Origin of the sequence: Cycloclasticus sp. (assembly GCA_040743155.1) — a bacterium.
Taxonomy (GTDB): Bacteria; Pseudomonadota; Gammaproteobacteria; order Methylococcales; family Cycloclasticaceae; genus Cycloclasticus.
Genome location: JBFLJU010000001.1, coordinates 2,547,063 through 2,563,313 on the forward strand (window position 1 = coordinate 2,547,063; position 16,251 = coordinate 2,563,313).

General features: G+C 44.0%; 16 protein-coding genes. 9 read left to right on the forward strand and 7 right to left on the reverse strand.

What is annotated here, in order from left to right:
• Positions 1 to 28: 28 nt before the first annotated feature.
• From AB1Y31_12245 to AB1Y31_12275, 7 genes are all read right to left on the reverse strand, one after another.
• Positions 29 to 2,146, reverse strand: a complete 2,118-nt coding sequence (locus AB1Y31_12245; protein ID MEW4983950.1) for an EAL domain-containing protein — start codon at positions 2,144 to 2,146, stop codon at positions 29 to 31.
• A 1-nt stretch (position 2,147) separates the two neighbouring features.
• A complete protein-coding gene (locus AB1Y31_12250) occupies positions 2,148 to 2,768 on the reverse strand; it encodes a chemotaxis protein CheC (protein MEW4983951.1) in 621 nt (206 codons plus the stop codon).
• Between the two features lie 2 nt (positions 2,769 to 2,770).
• Positions 2,771 to 3,115 carry a response regulator gene (locus tag AB1Y31_12255; GenBank protein ID MEW4983952.1) on the reverse strand — a complete coding sequence of 115 codons (345 nt, stop codon included), beginning with the start codon at positions 3,113 to 3,115 and terminating at the stop codon, positions 2,771 to 2,773.
• A gap of 95 nt (positions 3,116 to 3,210) precedes the next feature.
• Entirely contained in the window at positions 3,211 to 4,545 is a 1,335-nt protein-coding gene (locus AB1Y31_12260) for a diguanylate cyclase (GenBank protein ID MEW4983953.1), read from the reverse strand.
• The gene (locus tag AB1Y31_12265; GenBank protein ID MEW4983954.1) at positions 4,538 to 6,406 is read right to left on the reverse strand and encodes a methyl-accepting chemotaxis protein; all 1,869 of its coding nucleotides are present in this window, start codon (positions 6,404 to 6,406) and stop codon (positions 4,538 to 4,540) included. Before AB1Y31_12265 ends, AB1Y31_12260 begins: the two co-directional genes overlap by 8 nt.
• Before the next feature lie 69 nt (positions 6,407 to 6,475).
• Complete coding sequence (locus tag AB1Y31_12270) at positions 6,476 to 8,194, reverse strand: fused response regulator/phosphatase (protein MEW4983955.1); 1,719 nt, start codon at positions 8,192 to 8,194, stop codon at positions 6,476 to 6,478.
• Between the two features lie 18 nt (positions 8,195 to 8,212).
• On the reverse strand, positions 8,213 to 8,515 hold the full coding sequence (locus AB1Y31_12275; GenBank protein ID MEW4983956.1) for an STAS domain-containing protein: 303 nt from the start codon (positions 8,513 to 8,515) through the stop codon (positions 8,213 to 8,215).
• A gap of 497 nt (positions 8,516 to 9,012) precedes the next feature.
• On the opposite strand from AB1Y31_12275, the gene AB1Y31_12280 reads away from it, so the two are divergent.
• From AB1Y31_12280 to AB1Y31_12320, 9 genes are all read left to right on the forward strand, one after another.
• Positions 9,013 to 9,618, forward strand: coding sequence for a hypothetical protein (locus AB1Y31_12280; protein MEW4983957.1), 606 nt, complete (start codon positions 9,013 to 9,015; stop codon positions 9,616 to 9,618).
• Between the two features lie 9 nt (positions 9,619 to 9,627).
• Entirely contained in the window at positions 9,628 to 10,362 is a 735-nt protein-coding gene (locus AB1Y31_12285) for an MBL fold metallo-hydrolase (protein ID MEW4983958.1), read from the forward strand.
• Positions 10,363 to 10,550: 188 nt separating this feature from the next.
• On the forward strand, positions 10,551 to 10,814 hold the full coding sequence (locus AB1Y31_12290; protein MEW4983959.1) for an STAS domain-containing protein: 264 nt from the start codon (positions 10,551 to 10,553) through the stop codon (positions 10,812 to 10,814).
• A 61-nt stretch (positions 10,815 to 10,875) separates the two neighbouring features.
• The gene (locus tag AB1Y31_12295) at positions 10,876 to 11,238 is read left to right on the forward strand and encodes a response regulator (protein ID MEW4983960.1); all 363 of its coding nucleotides are present in this window, start codon (positions 10,876 to 10,878) and stop codon (positions 11,236 to 11,238) included.
• A gap of 4 nt (positions 11,239 to 11,242) precedes the next feature.
• Positions 11,243 to 13,387 carry a chemotaxis protein CheA gene (locus AB1Y31_12300; protein ID MEW4983961.1) on the forward strand — a complete coding sequence of 715 codons (2,145 nt, stop codon included), beginning with the start codon at positions 11,243 to 11,245 and terminating at the stop codon, positions 13,385 to 13,387.
• Positions 13,388 to 13,430: 43 nt separating this feature from the next.
• A complete protein-coding gene (locus AB1Y31_12305) occupies positions 13,431 to 13,964 on the forward strand; it encodes a chemotaxis protein CheW (GenBank protein MEW4983962.1) in 534 nt (177 codons plus the stop codon).
• 6 nt (positions 13,965 to 13,970) lie between these two features.
• On the forward strand, positions 13,971 to 14,717 hold the full coding sequence (locus AB1Y31_12310) for a ParA family protein (protein MEW4983963.1): 747 nt from the start codon (positions 13,971 to 13,973) through the stop codon (positions 14,715 to 14,717).
• Positions 14,714 to 14,878 carry a hypothetical protein gene (locus tag AB1Y31_12315; protein ID MEW4983964.1) on the forward strand — a complete coding sequence of 55 codons (165 nt, stop codon included), beginning with the start codon at positions 14,714 to 14,716 and terminating at the stop codon, positions 14,876 to 14,878. The genes AB1Y31_12310 and AB1Y31_12315 overlap by 4 nt, the downstream gene beginning before the upstream one ends.
• Before the next feature lie 18 nt (positions 14,879 to 14,896).
• A partial coding sequence (locus tag AB1Y31_12320; GenBank protein ID MEW4983965.1) for a globin domain-containing protein occupies positions 14,897 to 16,251 on the forward strand: 1,355 nt, incomplete at its 3' end.

Below are 16,251 nucleotides of genomic sequence, written 5' to 3' on the forward strand. Positions count from 1 at the left end.
AATACCACCAAGTCAGTGAGCGGCTGGGTTACAGCCTTAAGGAGTCTAAAGGTTGTGGGGTAGAAATCCCATAGCCTTGTGCGTAGTTAACGCCCAGCGTTTTGAGTACGTCAAGAATTTCATCATTTTCAACAAACTCAGCAATGGTTTCAATGTTCATGATTTGAGCGATTTTATTAATCGAGTCGACAAAGGCTTTATCCACCTCATCGCTGACGATATTTTTTACAAAATGCCCATCAATTTTAAGGTAATCAACAGGTAGGTTTTTTAGATAACTAAAGGAAGAAAGGCCGCTACCAAAGTCATCTAGCGAGAACTTGCAATGTAGCTTTTTCATCGCGGTCATGAAGTTCAGCGCTTCTTTTATATTAGAAATAGCAGCTGTTTCGGTTATTTCAAAACAAATGTGCTTGGAAGGTGTTTTGTACTCTTCAAAAGTATCTAGCGTGGCTTGCAAGAAGTGCGGGTCACCAATGGATGTGCCCGATAGATTAATGCTAATAATGGGCAGAGGCTTGTTCTTTTTTTCTAAAACCGACAAGTAATCACAGGCTTTGTTAAGTACCCAGCGGTCGATGCGTTGCATTAAGTGAAAGCGTTCGGCGGCTGGAATAAAACTGTTTGGCGGTATGATGCTGCCATCGTGATCAAGCATCCGAACCAGTACTTCATAATGCGGTGTTTTTTTGCTGCCAATGCTGGCTATTTCCTGCGCATACAAGACGAAAAGGTCTTCTTCTAGCGCTATTTGTAAACGCGAGAACCACTGCATTAACTCTTGTGGTTGAGCGCTGCCATCACCCTGTGCGTTGTGAGTATGGACTCGATTCCGTCCTGCAGATTTTGCAGCGTAACAGGCAGAGTCAGCGGCACTTAATATCTCGGCAGCACTTTGTTCTTGACCATTAATCGCTATCAATCCAATGCTAGCACCCAAAACATAGGGTTTATTATTGTGTACAAAGCGATGCTCTAAAATGCCTTGGCGCAAGGTATTGGCTATTACTAAGGCATTTTCAATAGCGCACATGGGCAGTAATGCGCAAAATTCGTCGCCACCAATACGCGCCAAAATATCATCTTGCCGTAATTGATTTTGCAGTAGCTGGCTTATTTGGCCTAATAATTTATCACCAACACCGTGACCGCAGGTGTCATTTATCACCTTGAACTGATCAAGGTCGATGTACATCATGCAGTGAGTGTTCTGGTTCTTCTTGGCGTCAGCAAGGTGTTTTTTAAGTTGCCGCTCGAATTCACGGCGGTTGATGAGCCCTGTTAAATGGTCGTGTTTAGCCTGCCAATCTAGCTGCGCGGATACGTTGCGAGCTTGCGTAATGTCTCGGAAAATCATCACCGTACCGAGCAAAGACTCGTCTGAGTCAATAATAGGGGCGATGGATAAGTTGACCGCGTAATGGGTGTCTTGCTCGGATATAAATTGGAAGTTCTCCGAGTCAGTAAGGATCAACCGATCTTGCAGACAATTTAGCACGGGGTGTGTGGTTAAGTTTTCTTTATCTTGGCTTAGCGGGCAAACGCGATCAATCAGCGTGCCCTGCATGCTGCTTCTTGTTAAGCCGGTGAGTTTTTCCGCGGTGTCATTGACCGTGATGATGCGACCTTCAGGGTCGGTGGTGATAACGGCGTCAGCAATAGACAACAGGGTGACACTAGCCCATTTCTTTTCACGTCGTATTTGTGCAGAAATATCGTGTAATTGATTTTCGCGTTTAACAACAGCTGATACATCGGTAATTTCGATTAAACAATGATAAGTGTCTTGGGGTTGTTTAAGAGGAATAATTTTAATGTTGTGAGCAACCTGTTTTCCTTGGCGGTTGTGTAACGGTAACGAGTGTGGGCTTAGCTTGTGGGATAAAGTAGACGGTAGTCGGTAATTAAGAGCGTCATCAATAGCATTGAGTAACCGCGTTTTAGTTAGAATCGGGAAAATAAGTTCGAAATATTCACCTTTTTTATCGTTTAGTGTAAGTCCACTGTGTTTACTAACCCAGTTGTTCCAGTGAATAAGTCGAGAGTAGTTGTCTAGAATAATAATGCCGAAACTGCAGGTATCTAGAATATCCGACTGGCTGTTAGTAACACCGGTTTCAGGGACTATGTTCTCATTGAGGTACATTTCAGTCTGCGATACCCAGCATCTTATTAATTTGCGCTTTTACCTTAATGATGGAGTTTATGTCCATAATGAAAGTGACGTAGCCGGTAATGTCTTGTTCGGCTATGTTGAACGACATTCTTAATAACAGCACAAAGTTTGCATTGGATTCTTTTTCTTCGAATAACAATTCGAGTTCTTCGTGAAGGTATTCAGGTAGGGCGCTATCTAAGTAATCATTGAATATATTAGCCAAACTGCTGATGCAAGCATTTAAGATGATATTACCAATTTCAGTGATGGCTTCTTCTTCCATCTCACTTAATTCTTCAAGTGGTATGCTATCACCCACTACGGCACGCACCAGTGACAGACTTTTTTCTTCAGAGAAAAGCAGTAAGGCATCGCCGGAAAACTCACCACTGAAAGATTGCTTAACGCCGCAAACAGTATTAGGTGGGTTGTCATCTAGTTGAGAGGCGACCTCGCTAGAGGGGACTATTCGAATAATTGGTACGGTCAGCAGCACTTCTTGTTGCACCATGGTGCTTAATGCAGCAGCGGCAGCGCCCATACCAATATTTAATAGCTCACCTAAGGCGTCTAAGTGGATCTCATCTAGAATTGATGTATCGTTAGACATGACTAACCAACAAATGCCGTTATTTTGTCGGCGGTGATGGGCTTAGCAATAAAATCGATTCCCAACGTTTTGGCTTGCGCTTGGATGCTGTCTTGCACATTGGCCGTTAATAAAGCCATTTTGGCCTTGGGGAATAAGGGTTTTAATTGTTCAGCCAGTTCTAGGCCGTTGATGCCAGGCATATTGAAATCAATGGTAAATATGTCAAAGGAATTTGCAGATGCCAGTGCTAAAGCAGAAGCCCCGTCTTCAGCAGGTTCAATATTCCAGTCTGGGTGTGCATCTTTTATGATCGTTGTGAGCATCATTCTAGACATGCGGCTGTCATCCACAATTAAAACATTCATTAGCAATTCCCTTTATATTTAGTTATTGATTATGCTGTTAAGGATAGACTATATTTTCAAAGTTGCTGTCGTAAAAACGAAATTTTTTGAAGGCTCTAATTAACCCTGTTTGTTGGGTTTTCTGCCACTAAAACGACTTGATTCCGGCCCTTTTCTTTTGCTAAATAGGTGCCAGTATCTGCACGTTCGAAAAGGCTGGCAAGGTCGTCGTCATCCTGGTCAATAAACAAACTACTGACGCCGATACTGGCAGTAACGGTTAGTTCAGCTGGTTTGCTTTGTTCAATAGCCACTCTAAGCTCCTCGGCTTTAGCTTCGGCACTAGCCAAATTGCAATGAGGTAGAACGAGTACAAATTCTTCGCCACCAAAACGGCAGGCGATGTCTTCGTGGCGACAGCTATTGAGTATAGTGCTACCCACACTTTCTAGAACAATATCACCGGTTGCGTGGCCTCGGGTGTCGTTAATGAGTTTAAACTTATCCAAATCAATCACTAACATGCTTAAATCATATTGGTGTCGTAGCGCTTCTTTTATGGATTTTGGTACCACTTCCATTAAGAAATGACGGTTAAAAAGTCCCGTTAGTTGGTCTTTCATGGCCATTTCCTTAAAGTGCTTTTGTTGCTCTTGAAGCTTGTCGAACAGTTTCTTGCTTGTGATGAGGTTTTTTGTTCGAACGGCCAATTCTTCTTGGATAATAGGCTTCGCAACGTAATCATTCGCGCCATTACGCAGTAGTTCGAGTTTTTGCTGAGCATCCTCAGTGGCTGAAATGGTCAGGATAGGTATTTTCTTGTTGCTGCTGTCACTGCGGATGGTTTTAACGACATCTACCCCAGTTAACGCGCCGTTAAGAAAAATGTCGGTGAGAACTAAGTCGTACGGGTGCGTATTAAAGCTATTTAACGCCTCTTCTGCATTTGTAAAATGTGTCAAGCTGTGGCCATGTTGCTCAAGGTTCGCGATGATCAAGCTTGCTTGTGCCTGATTGTCCTCTATGTACAGGATATTGCCGCATACTTGCTCATCATAGTCTTTAGAAAAAGCATGGTGAGTTAAGTAAAAAGAGAATGCGGATAGTGCGCTTTTGTGAAAAATTTCATTGGCACCAGCACGCAGCGCATTATTCAATGTTGAGCTATTTTCATTGGTGGTAATCATAACAACAGGGATGCTTTGGCTGTAGCCTTCTATGCTACGAATTTGTTTGCATAAATCAGAGCCAGAGGTGTCTTCTAGTTCCATGGCAACGCAAATTAAGTCAAATGCTGAGTGTTCGATGAGTTGCTTAGCATCGGCACCTGTTTTTACAAAAATAGCGTGGCAGTTGTGCTCTTCAAGGCACTGCTGAATCACTAACTGATAGACATTAGATGGCTCGACAACAAGAACTTTGTTTTTTTGCGTGGGTATTGGCTTATTCAAAGTTATAACCTATACGGAAAGCGCCCCAGTGGCGCCCGCCAACAATAATGGGGGCGGAAACGTCAAACATGAGCTCACCTGTATCTCGGCGGTAAATTTGTAGCGTATATGGTTTTGTGTTGCTACCTGAAATAAGGCCAACACGATCATTAAAGATGCGTTTTGTCCGGTTACCAACTAAGTCTAACTTAGGGTCGCCGGTGAGCGGTTTGGTAAAACGTAAGTTATGGGTTGGAATGTAACCATTATTATCGGTTGCGGCAGCCAGCAATAAGAATGGATTGTTGTCTAGTATGGCTTCTTGAGTTGCTGGGAAAATTTGATCTGTTAACTGGTCAAATTGTGAGCTAAATTTTGTAGGCTCGGTATTTGGAATAGGCTGGTATGCACGATCAAAAACTTGTTCGTACGTTATTTGTCTTTTTTGTACGGCAAGCTCTAACGCTGCACTAAGTCCTTGAGCACCTTGTTGCGCGATGGCGGCGGCTTTTACATGTAATGGATGTGAAGGTCCGGCTGAATTATCTTGCAGGTGGAAGATATTAGCGGTATCGATCAAAAAGTTAACCTTTTGATCCATATTGTGGGTGTTCGAGGCAAGCCGCTCAACCAATGTTGTATTTTGCTGGTTGATCGTATCAATATTGGTAATGGCACTATTTGCTTGAGCAATACCAGTACTTTGCTCCTTTGTAGCGGTGGATATTTCAGACATGAGAGCATTTGTTTCATCCATGCTTTCAACAATTTGTATCATTTGGTCTCTAACATTAATGGCGACTTTTTGACCGCCTTCAACGATACTTCCTGACTCTGAAATAAGCTGTTTGATTTCTTTCGCGGCATCGGCGCTGCGCTGCGCTAAATGGCGTACTTCGGTTGCCACAACAGCAAAACCACGGCCGTGTTCGCCAGCTTGCGCAGCTTCAATGGCAGCATTTAGTGACAAGATGTTAGTTTGGAAAGCGATTTCGTTGATAACGCCAATAATACCTTCGATGCGGCCAGAGCTTTTCTTTACCGACTGCATGGCGTCCACCATTTGGCCGACATAACTTTGACCGGTTTGTACGAGTGAGTGAGTGGATTTTGCAAGGTCACTTGCACGCGATGCATTGTCTGAATTGGCAAGCACAGTGGAGGAAAGTTCTTCCATGGTAGAGCTGGTTGCTTCAAGCTCAGCTGATTGCTGTTGCGTTCGCTGTGACAGTTTTTGGTTATCACTTGCAATTTCAGCTGAAGCGCTACCAATAATTTCACTGAAATTAATGGTTTGGCTGAGCGCTTCATTTAAGTTTGAAAAGGTGGTTTCAAGCGGCCCGCTGAATTGACCAAGGGGGCTGTTGTGTACAGTGCTTATGTCGGCGCGAAAGTTACAGTCGGCGAGCAATAAAACATCCTTTAAAAGAACCTTGGCACTTTGCTCTATGGAAGATAAACAGTCGTTGAACAAGCCCGCGACTTCGGCTGCTTCATCGCTCAACGTGTCGGTGCTAAAGCGTGAACTTAGATCGCCATTAGCGATTTCTTGAATCACATCTACCATTTGTTCTTTAATGCCAGTGCTCCTTCCTGTGTGTGTTTCTACGCTAACGGCGTAGCCAGCTTGGTTTGGGGTGGCTGAAAATGTGAAAAGAAGCGGTTGGCTTGGATGCTCGACGATAAGAGGTGTTCGATTAAGCTCGATAGAGGCTAGGCCTAGTTCGGCAAGAGCTAAACCATTGAGTGCTGCTCCGTTGGAAAGCCTTTGCAGCGTTTGTGTGGCCGCAGCATTGGCATAGGTAATGATTAAATCTTGATCGATGGCAAGGACAGGGTGTGCGCATGCGTCAAGAATGTTTTGATGTTGTGTAAATTCCACGTTTATATGCCTCTCGTGTTTTTATTGTTACTTAAAGTGGTGTTGGGTAACGGCTTTATTAATCGAGGGTTATTCATTGCTCCAAGTAAATACAGCTGTAGCGCGTCTACCGTCATTTGAATACTCGAGTGATGTGCAGATTTGCCGAATTAGTTGAATACCTCGGCCAGAAAACCCGTCGTTATTTTTTATATCAGTGAGTACTTGGTTCTCATCAAAACCACATCCAGTGTCATGCACTTGAATGGTGAGTTCACCTCCGGTTTTGTGGGGCACATGAGAGAAAAAAAGTTTTATATTGCCTTTAGACAGTTGGTCAAGCCGTTGTTGCCGTAACTCAAAAAATTGGGCAAAGCCATCGGGTGATTTTTTTAAGGAAGAATCTAGGCCGAGCAAGCCATGGTCCAACGAGTTGGCAAAAAGCTCGGTGGTAACTAAGAAAATGGATTCGCGAAAAGGTAGCAGGCCTTGGATTTCCATTAAAGAGTTAACCATGGCGGGAACAGGGTTAAGGCGTTTAAGGGTGTTGTAATCCATAGTGGATGATAGCTTCCAGTTCGAAGGCTCCATTTCAACGCGACTATCTTGGGGCTCCTGAGTGTTCCACTTCTCAGGGTCAAAATCACAGGTTAGTCTGACAAGGGTAATATCATCTTGCTGGCTTTGATTGCCTTGATGTGCTTGTAATGACTCAAGAACTAGGTCGAAACTTGATGTGCCAGTAGGTCCCAAGCAGCTTTTAATGCCTTCAAAGCCGAAAGGTTCGCCGCTAGAATTTTCGGCTTCGACAATGCCATCGGTGAATAGGAATAAGCGGTGTTGTGATGTTACTTCAATATGCTTTTCGATGGGGGCAAGCTCTTGACTGGATACAATGCCAAGCGGCAAGTTATTAGATAAGAGTGTTTTTATCTCGCCTGTTTCCTTGTTAAATAAGAAATGATCCGGCAGGCCACAAGTGATGGTGCTTAAATTATGAGTTTCAGGGTCTAAGCAAGCAAGTGTTGCGGCTAAGAACATATGAGCGGGCAGCAAGCGGTTAAGCTTAGTGTTAATCTCTTCCGTTATCTCACGAATTCCAAAACCTTTGGCGGTCATTCCGTAAAAAATTTCTGACGCAGGTGCCGCAGCAACCGAGGCTATAATTCCGTGGCCAGTAAAGTCACCTAATAAAAGGTTTAACTTATTGGCCGGTGTATAAGCACATAATAATATATCCCCATTAAACAGGGACATGGGAGTGAGGAAGTGATGAACATTAGGTGACTCCATGTAGCCGGCCATAACGATACTTTCGTTCAATATAGCCGCTATTTCGTGTTCGCGGTCTTCTTCAGCTTTAAAGGCTTCGATTTCTCGCTTCTGAACTATTTGCTCATTATATAACTGCTTTATACGTAATAAAGATTGAGCTTTTGCGGATAGGATGGTCGGGTTAAATGGTTTTTTAATGAAATCATCGCCACCAGCCGCGACACAGTCTTCAAGATACCGTTCACTGGTGCCACCGGTGACGAAAATAATGGGAATAAAGTCCTCGTCGAGTACCTTCCTGATAGCACGGGTGGCCTCAATACCATTCATCTTGGGCATTTCGATATCCATAAAAATGATATCGGGTCGCTGCTCATTGAATTTAGCAAGGGCCTCCTCACCGTCTTTAGCGGACACAACGTCATAACCTAGCTTCTCGAGCATATGGCTTAGCAGTAGACGTTGAGACATGCTGTCGTCAACGACGAGAGCCTTAGAAATTGTGCTTGCGCTTGGCTGTTGAATCGATCCCATAGGAATGCTTTTTATTGCTTAGCTTAAGCTGAATAGTTGGCCGAAATTTGCGATATCTAATATTTTTTTCACTTCAGGCCGGGTGTTGATAAGTGAGACAGCTTCTTTACTGTTGCCCATTTTGTTCTTTAGCATCAATAGCATGCCTAGGGCGGAGCTATCAACGTATCCAGTCATCCGCATGTCAATACAAGCATGGTTAATATTGCTGGCGTTTATAGCGTCAATAGCTGAGCGAAATTCTTTATGAGAACCGAAATCAAAACGTTCTGGGGTGTTGATTGTTAACTTGCTGCCAGAGGTGGAAAAGGTAATGCTCATAATGTCATCCTGTTATTTATGATTGTGCTTAATAAAGTTTCTTGTCAGGTGGAGACCACGTTAGGTTAAAAATGGAGCGTAACTAACGCTTGTACCAAAAGCCTAGCAGAAAGTATTTTTTTTGCATGATTTGTTTAGAAAGAATCTTGTGATCCAAAAAGTATGTAAGTTATTGGCGAAGTCTTTATTTAGGCGTTTTGGTTCCAGGTGCGTTTGTTTGTTAAAGCAAACGATAATGGGCCGGATCTCCTTCGGCTAACGAAAGTGAGCTCTACCGTGTAACTGATGTGGAAGAGTGAGGTGGATGCGCTTTGCGATAAACTCTTTTTTGCTTGCCTGTGGGCGTCATTAGCTTGCAAGCAAAAAACATCAAGCCGATGTGGTTCCTGATCTAGATCAGTTTTTTTAATAGTCGCAACATAAATAATTTTTTTTGACTACACTCCAAATTAAACGTTAGCCGCGCTAACATCGCAATTACCTCACTCGGAGTGAATATGTCTCAAACAGATAGCAACTACTTTGTAGGGGCTGCCACCATCGCTGCTAAGCTTGATTACGCTACCAAAGTCGCACATCAATTATCATTAACCGCAAGTAATGCTCGAGCCTTAACGCTAAGAGCAGGGCAAAGTGCGGCGGGTTTTAGGCCTCTGACTGATGCGATTCACCGTTTATCCGATATCACCGTCAGTTCATCTAAAAAAATCAATGCAATTGCCGCGCAACTAAGCCGAATGTCGGTTGAAAAGTATCGTGCTGACAGTGCTATTAGATATTTTGATGCGGTGTATGAGAAGTCAAAAGACTGTCGTAATATTTCTAGCCTAGACACGGTTTACAAACGAACCCAAGAGCAGCAAAAACTGCTAATGATTGATTACCAGCAAAGAATTCAGCAGCTATCTCAAGAGTTGGAGGCGGTCGAAGGCGAATTAAGGTCGGCGGTGGTGTTAAAAACCTTGTGTCATGTAGAGGCTTCGCAGGCCGGTGAGCAATATAAGGATGCCCTGGACAACGTGGCAGAAAATGTTGAAAGAATATCCGGGACGATTAAAGAGCAAATAGTATTCTCGCGGCAACAAGTCGCCACACTACAGTAGGAAAGTTAAATGAAAACAGAAACGTTGTATGAAAACGGCGACCATAAGTGGATGGTTTTTGGTCGTGATAATGATAAGCCGGATTTAATTATTGATACCAATCAATACATGGTGGTGAGTGAAAACAATGCGCTATTAATGGATCCCGGTGGAATTGAGTTATTTTCAGCGATGCTGTCGGCTGTTATAAAAGAAGTGCCGGCTCAAAAAATTACGCATTTATTTGCCTCACATCAAGATCCAGACATTATTTCGTCATTAGGTTTGTGGGACTTGGCGCTTACCAATGCAACGCTTCATTCGCCTTGGTTATGGGAGGGCTTTCTTCGCCACTTTGGAATGCAAAACATTGAGTTTGATGGGATCCCTGATACGGGGGCGCGTTTGCAACTAGATGGGGTGACATTAGAGTTTATCCCTGCTCATTATTTGCATTCTTCCGGTAATTTTAATGTGTATGACCCTAAGGCCAAGATATTGATGTCGGGAGATATTGGTGCGGCGCTTGAGCCAGACAATTCGCCCATGTTTGTTGATGATTTCGAAGAGCACGTGCAAAAAATGAAAATGTTTCACCAGCGTTGGATGCCATCTAACAAGGCAAAGAATGATTGGGTCAGACGAGTGCGTCGGTTAGATATCGACATGATGTGCCCGCAACACGGGCGCATTTTTAAGGGTGATGATGTTGGGAAATTTCTCGATTGGTTTGAGTCAATTGAGGTGGGATTAACCAACAAGTAAGCGTTATAAATAGAGACGATTGAGTAAATAATTTAATTAATTTTTCAAAAAACCAAATTTTTTTAAATTAACTGCTAGTCTCTAGTTAGGAAGTCAAAATAATAAAGCAAGGGACATTAAGGGGTTACTCAATTTAGAAGAAGAGTCCTTAAAGTGCATCAATGGTAAGTCTATTGAAGGTGTCAATAATGAATATCAAGTTTCCAAACCAGCTAGGAATTCAAGTTGTTAGTGATGTTAAGGCAGAGCTAGAGTCGGCTATAGCGGCGGACGGAGCTATCGTGTTGGATGCGTCTGAGGTCGAAAGCGTGGATGCGGCTGCTTTGCAATTATTAGTGGCGTTTGTTCAGCATGCGGCGTTAAAAAAACGTGAATTTGAATGGTTTGAGCCGACTGATGTGTTTCTCGAAACGGTTGACTTAATGGGGTTAAAAGCTGCCATGAACGTGTAAGCGTTGATGGTGCAGTGAAATTTAATACATGAAATATATAATATTAATGAGGGGATAGAGTATGGCTCGGATACTTGTGGTAGATGATTCTGCTTCAATGCGCCAAATGGTTGCATTTACGTTAAAAGGTGGTGGGCATGACATCGTTGAGGCTGCTGATGGTGTAGAAGGCTTGGCATGTGCTAAAAACGGAAGTTTTAATGCAGTCATTACAGATGTCAATATGCCAAATATGGATGGTATTACGCTGACTAAAGAACTACGTGCTCTGCCAAACTATAGGTTTGTACCGATTCTAACGTTAACCACGGAAGCGTCGACAGAAAAGAAGATGGCGGGTAAAGCGGCGGGAGCGACGGGGTGGTTAGTGAAGCCGTTTAACCCTGATCAGTTACTAGCAACGGTTAAAAAAGTATTGGGGTAGGATTATGTCTATTGATATGTCGCAATTTCATGAAGCTTTTTTTGAGGAAAGTTTTGAAGGGTTGGAAATCATGGAGTCTGAGCTCTTGGAGCTCGATGTAGGTGAGGGCGATGTAGAGATTATTAATACCATTTTTCGCGCGGCGCACTCAATCAAGGGCGGCGCGGGCACGTTTGGCTTTATGAACGTGTCAGAGTTTACTCACGTAATGGAAACCTTGTTGGATGAAATGCGTGACGGCTCAAGAGAGGTCACTCAGTTCGCCGTTGACTCTTTGTTGCTGTCAGTTGATGTCCTAAGGACCATGTTGGAAGCGGCGCGAGATAAAACTGATGTTGACGAGGAAATGGTCGCAATGCGGTACGCAGTTCTCGACGGCATTTTAAAGAATGAAGAAGGTAGCGTTTCAGCGACTGAGGTAGCAGCAGAACCTGAGGTTGTAAGCAGTGACCAGCCAGCAAGTGATGGCATGAGTCGCTGGAAAATAGAGTTTGCCCCACATGCAGATTTATTAATGACGGGGAATGATCCCGTGCGCATGTTTAGGGCGTTAAGTGAGATGGGTGAGTTGGCGGTTAGCGTTGATCTCGACAAACTGCAGCCTCTGGCTGAGTTAACCCCAGAGGACTTGTATTTAGCTTGGGAAATGACACTGACGGGCAAGGTGACCGAGGCAGATATTTCAGAAGTTTTTGAATGGGTCGAAGATGAATGTGATTTAACTATAACCTCTTTGACGTCTGAAACCGTTTCTGCGACACCAGCCCCAGCTCCAGAATTATTAGCATCAATTGCTGAAGACACGGCATCAAACATAGAGCCCGCTTCAACCGCAGCGCCCGTTTCGGCTGTGGCTGGCAATGCGCCGGCTAATACGAAAACCAAGGCGACTAAAAAGCCGGTGGAAGCCGCCTCGATTAGGGTAGGTATTGATAAGGTTGATGAGCTTATTAACCTAGTCGGTGAGCTTGTTATTACTCAATCGATGCTAGATCAAGCTGGCGAAGACTTAGAGGCGAATGCAGAAGCGTCTTCAAACTATGATAGCGAAGCCAGTAAAGCGAATGCGGAAATATTGTTACGCTTAAGTAAAGGCTTGGCCCAATTAGAGCGCAATACGCGCGAATTGCAAGAAAGTGTCATGCGTATCCGCATGTTGCCTATTAGTTTTGTATTTAGCCGTATGCCACGTCTGGTTCATGACCTGTCTAGCAAACTAACCAAAAAAATCGAGTTGGTTGTGTCGGGTGAAGAAACAGAGTTGGATAAAACGGTGATGGAAAAAATTGGTGATCCGATGGTGCATTTGGTGAGAAATGCGCTGGATCATGGGATTGAAACACCGGATGTCAGGTTGGCGGCAGGCAAGGGAGAAACAGGCACTCTAACGCTCAATGCGTTTCACCAAGGCGGCAACATTGTTATTGAAATTAAAGACGATGGTGCAGGAATAAACAAAGCCAAAGTGCTCGCTAAAGCGGTAGAGAAGGGCGTGGTGTCACCGGGTGATGACTTGTCGGACGATGAAATTAACAACCTGATTTTCGCGCCAGGTTTCTCAACGGCTGAGGTGGTGAGTGATGTGTCCGGTCGTGGGGTTGGCATGGATGTGGTTAAAACCAGTATCTTAAGTCTAGGCGGTTCTGTCAGCGTCAAGTCCGAAGAAGGCAAAGGTTCTACTTTTACTATCCGCTTACCGCTAACGCTAGCTATTTTGGATGGCCAGTTAGTGACCGTTGGAAATGAGTCGTACGTTATTCCATTGATTACAATTATTGAGTCATTACAGGTTGACCGTAAGTACATTAATCAAGTGGCGGGAAAGGCGGAGGTGTATAAGCTCCGTGAGCACTACATACCGATTATTCGAGCCAGAGAAGTGTTCGGCCTACCAACGGAGAAGCGAGATCTTCATGAATCGCTGATGGTAGTGGTTGAAGTCGATGGTACGCCAGCGGGCATTATCGTTGATGGCTTAGAAGGTCAGCAACAAGTTGTTATTAAGAGCCTAGAAACTAATTACCGAAAAGTAGAGACGATGTCAGGGGCGACCATTTTGGGTGACGGAACGGTAGCACTTATTTGGGACGTTAACGGTATGGTAAATGTACATAAAAGAAAACTTAGCAATAATAAAATCAGAGCATAAAACGTTTGCCTCACTAGGCAATCAATAGGCACAGGAGAAAATAATGAGTACAAGCCCAGCTAATGAAGACATCGTCACGAGTGGCAGCAGTCATCAGGATCAGTATTTAACCTTTTTATTAGGTGATGAAGAGTACGGCGTAGATATCTTAAGGGTACAAGAAATAAGAGGTTGGGACTCCGTGACAACCATTCCAAATGCGCCGCCTTTTATTAAAGGGGTGATCAATTTACGTGGAACAATTGTCTCTATTTTAGATTTGCGCGAGCGGTTTGGTATACAAAGCGTTGAATATAACGACTTAACGGTGGTCGTTGTATTGCGAGTAAAAAGTGAGGATGGCGAGAAAGAGCGCATTATGGGCGTTGTTGTAGACGCCGTATCAGAGGTTTATCACATTACTAAAAACGAATTAAAAGATGCGCCGGATTTAGGCTATGCCGTCAACATGAGTTACATGAAAGGCATGGCAACCATAGACGACAAAATGGTGATTGTGCTGGATATTGATCACCTGATGAGCCTGAAAGATATAGACGATGCTGAAGAGTCTGGAAAAGAAGCGGCTGAGGGCTAGCTTGGTATGCGAACGTTTGCGGTTTTAAATCAAAAAGGTGGGGTTGGTAAAACGACAACCGCGATTAACTTAGCGCATGCAATGGCGCTACGTGGTCATAAAGTAACGGCGATTGATATGGACCCGCAAAATCACCTGACCGCAGGTTTTGGTGAAGAAACGCACCCACAGTCAGGCATTGATGAGGTGTTGTTGGGAGAGTCCAGTTTCGCAGATATGAAACTAGAGGCTCGTGAAAATTTAATGTTAATGCCGGCGGGGACTCGTCTGTCTGAAGTGGAACAAAGTGTTCGTGGTGTGACCGGCGGCCATTTACTGGCTAATGAAGTGAAGAAATTACGTCAGGACTTTGTTTTTATTGATTGTCCTCCCTCGTCGGGCATTTTATCCATGAACGCTATTCTAGCGGCAAAAGAAATCATTATTCCTGTGTCGAGTGACTACCTAGCACTCCATGGAATGTCGCGTCTGATGGGTATCCTCAAGCACGTTGAAGGGCGTTTGAACCACAAAATGAAAGTATGGGTAATCTTGACGCGCTTTCATAGCCGCCGTCGGTTAGCGAACGAAGTTCGCGAGAAATTAACGAGTTACTTCAAAGACGCTGTTCTTGTTACACCTATTAGAGAGGCGGTTGCTTTAGCGGAAAGTCCCAGTTACGGGCAAACAATTTTTGAATACCAAAAGCGCAGTAATGGCGCAATTGATTACGATAACCTAGCAGAAGATCTTTTGAATGGGAGAACATTATGATGAGTTTTAAAATACAAAAGAGAAAATATGAACCTCAAAATCAAGTCGTTCATGGGCGTGTAAAAAGCAAAACGTTAGATGGAAAAACAAACTTAATAAGCATGAATGAGGCGCGCCAAATTGCAGAGCACGTGTTCTCAGGTATTGCTTGGAGTGGTTAACGAACAACGGGGAAAGAAATGGTAGATAAAAACAAAGGAAAGAAAGGTGCTTCATTGGGGTTTGATCCCTTAGCATGGATGGACGATGAAGACGCGCCAACACAGGCGACAGAGGCAGAACCATCGTCAAAAGCAGCTGAAAAACAAAAGTCCAAGCCAGCCAAGAAAGTGGCAGTAAAGCCAAAGCCCGCAAAAAAAGCAGTGCCTAAAGTAACATCGAAACCCTATGAATCTCCATTAGGCTTGGATGTTGAAGTGCTTGAAAGCAGTTTCGCGCTATTGGCCCCCGTTGCCGACAAGATGATTAACCAGTTTTATGACACCTTGTTCGAACGTTACCCTGGCGTTATACCGCTGTTTAAAAACACCACGCAAAAGAGTCAAGTAGTAAAACTGCTCCAAGCGATCAAGCTCACTATAGAAAGCCTTAGAAACCCAGACGCCTTAGTGCCCATCTTGGTTGAAATGGGTGAGCGGCATCAACATTACGGCGCAGAGCCTGCGCATTACCAAGCAGTGGCCGATACCTTACTAGAGGTTATGGAGATTTATGCGGGTGATAAATGGAGCAAGCAAATTTATGACGCGTGGAGCGGCGCGTTAAATTTAATAGCAGAAACAATGCTAAGTGGTTATCAAGAAGACAAAGAACAATTAAATCAAGAAACTGAGGATGAAGACATGAAGCAACTAGCCTATTTAGAAGCAGCCGTATTGGGTGCACAAACCAATTTGATGATGTGCGACGCCGACTTAAACATCACCTACGCCAACAAAGCGGTGGTTGCGATGTTAGAAAACCGCGTAAAGGAGTTACGCGAAATTTGGCCGAGTCTAGATCCGCAAAACCTTATCGGTGAATGTATCGATGGTTTCCATAAAAACCCCGCGCACCAACGCGCTTTATTGTCCGATAAGAGCCGCTTACCGGCAGAAGCAGAAATCACGTTAGGCGATATCATCTTCAAAGTTAGAGCGAGCTATGTAGAAAGCCCAGAAGGCGAGTACATGGGCAACATGGTCGAATGGCAAGATTTAACCGAGCAAAAAGAGAAAGATAAAGAGGTAGCTCGTTTGCAATCGGCGGTTGATAGCGCACAAACCAATCTGATGATGTGTGATGCAGACTTAAACATCACCTACGCTAATGATGCCGTGGTGAGAATGTTAGCAAACCGTGTCAACGAATTGCGCACCATCTGGCCGGGAATGGACCCAGAGAATCTTATCGGTACGTGTATTGATGGTTTCCACAAAAACCCCGCGCACCAACGTGCCTTGTTATCGGATAAATCTAGACTACCGGCGAAAGCAGAAATTGAAGTCGCAGGACTCACCTTTGCCGTGAATGCCAGTTACATCGAAAGCCCAGA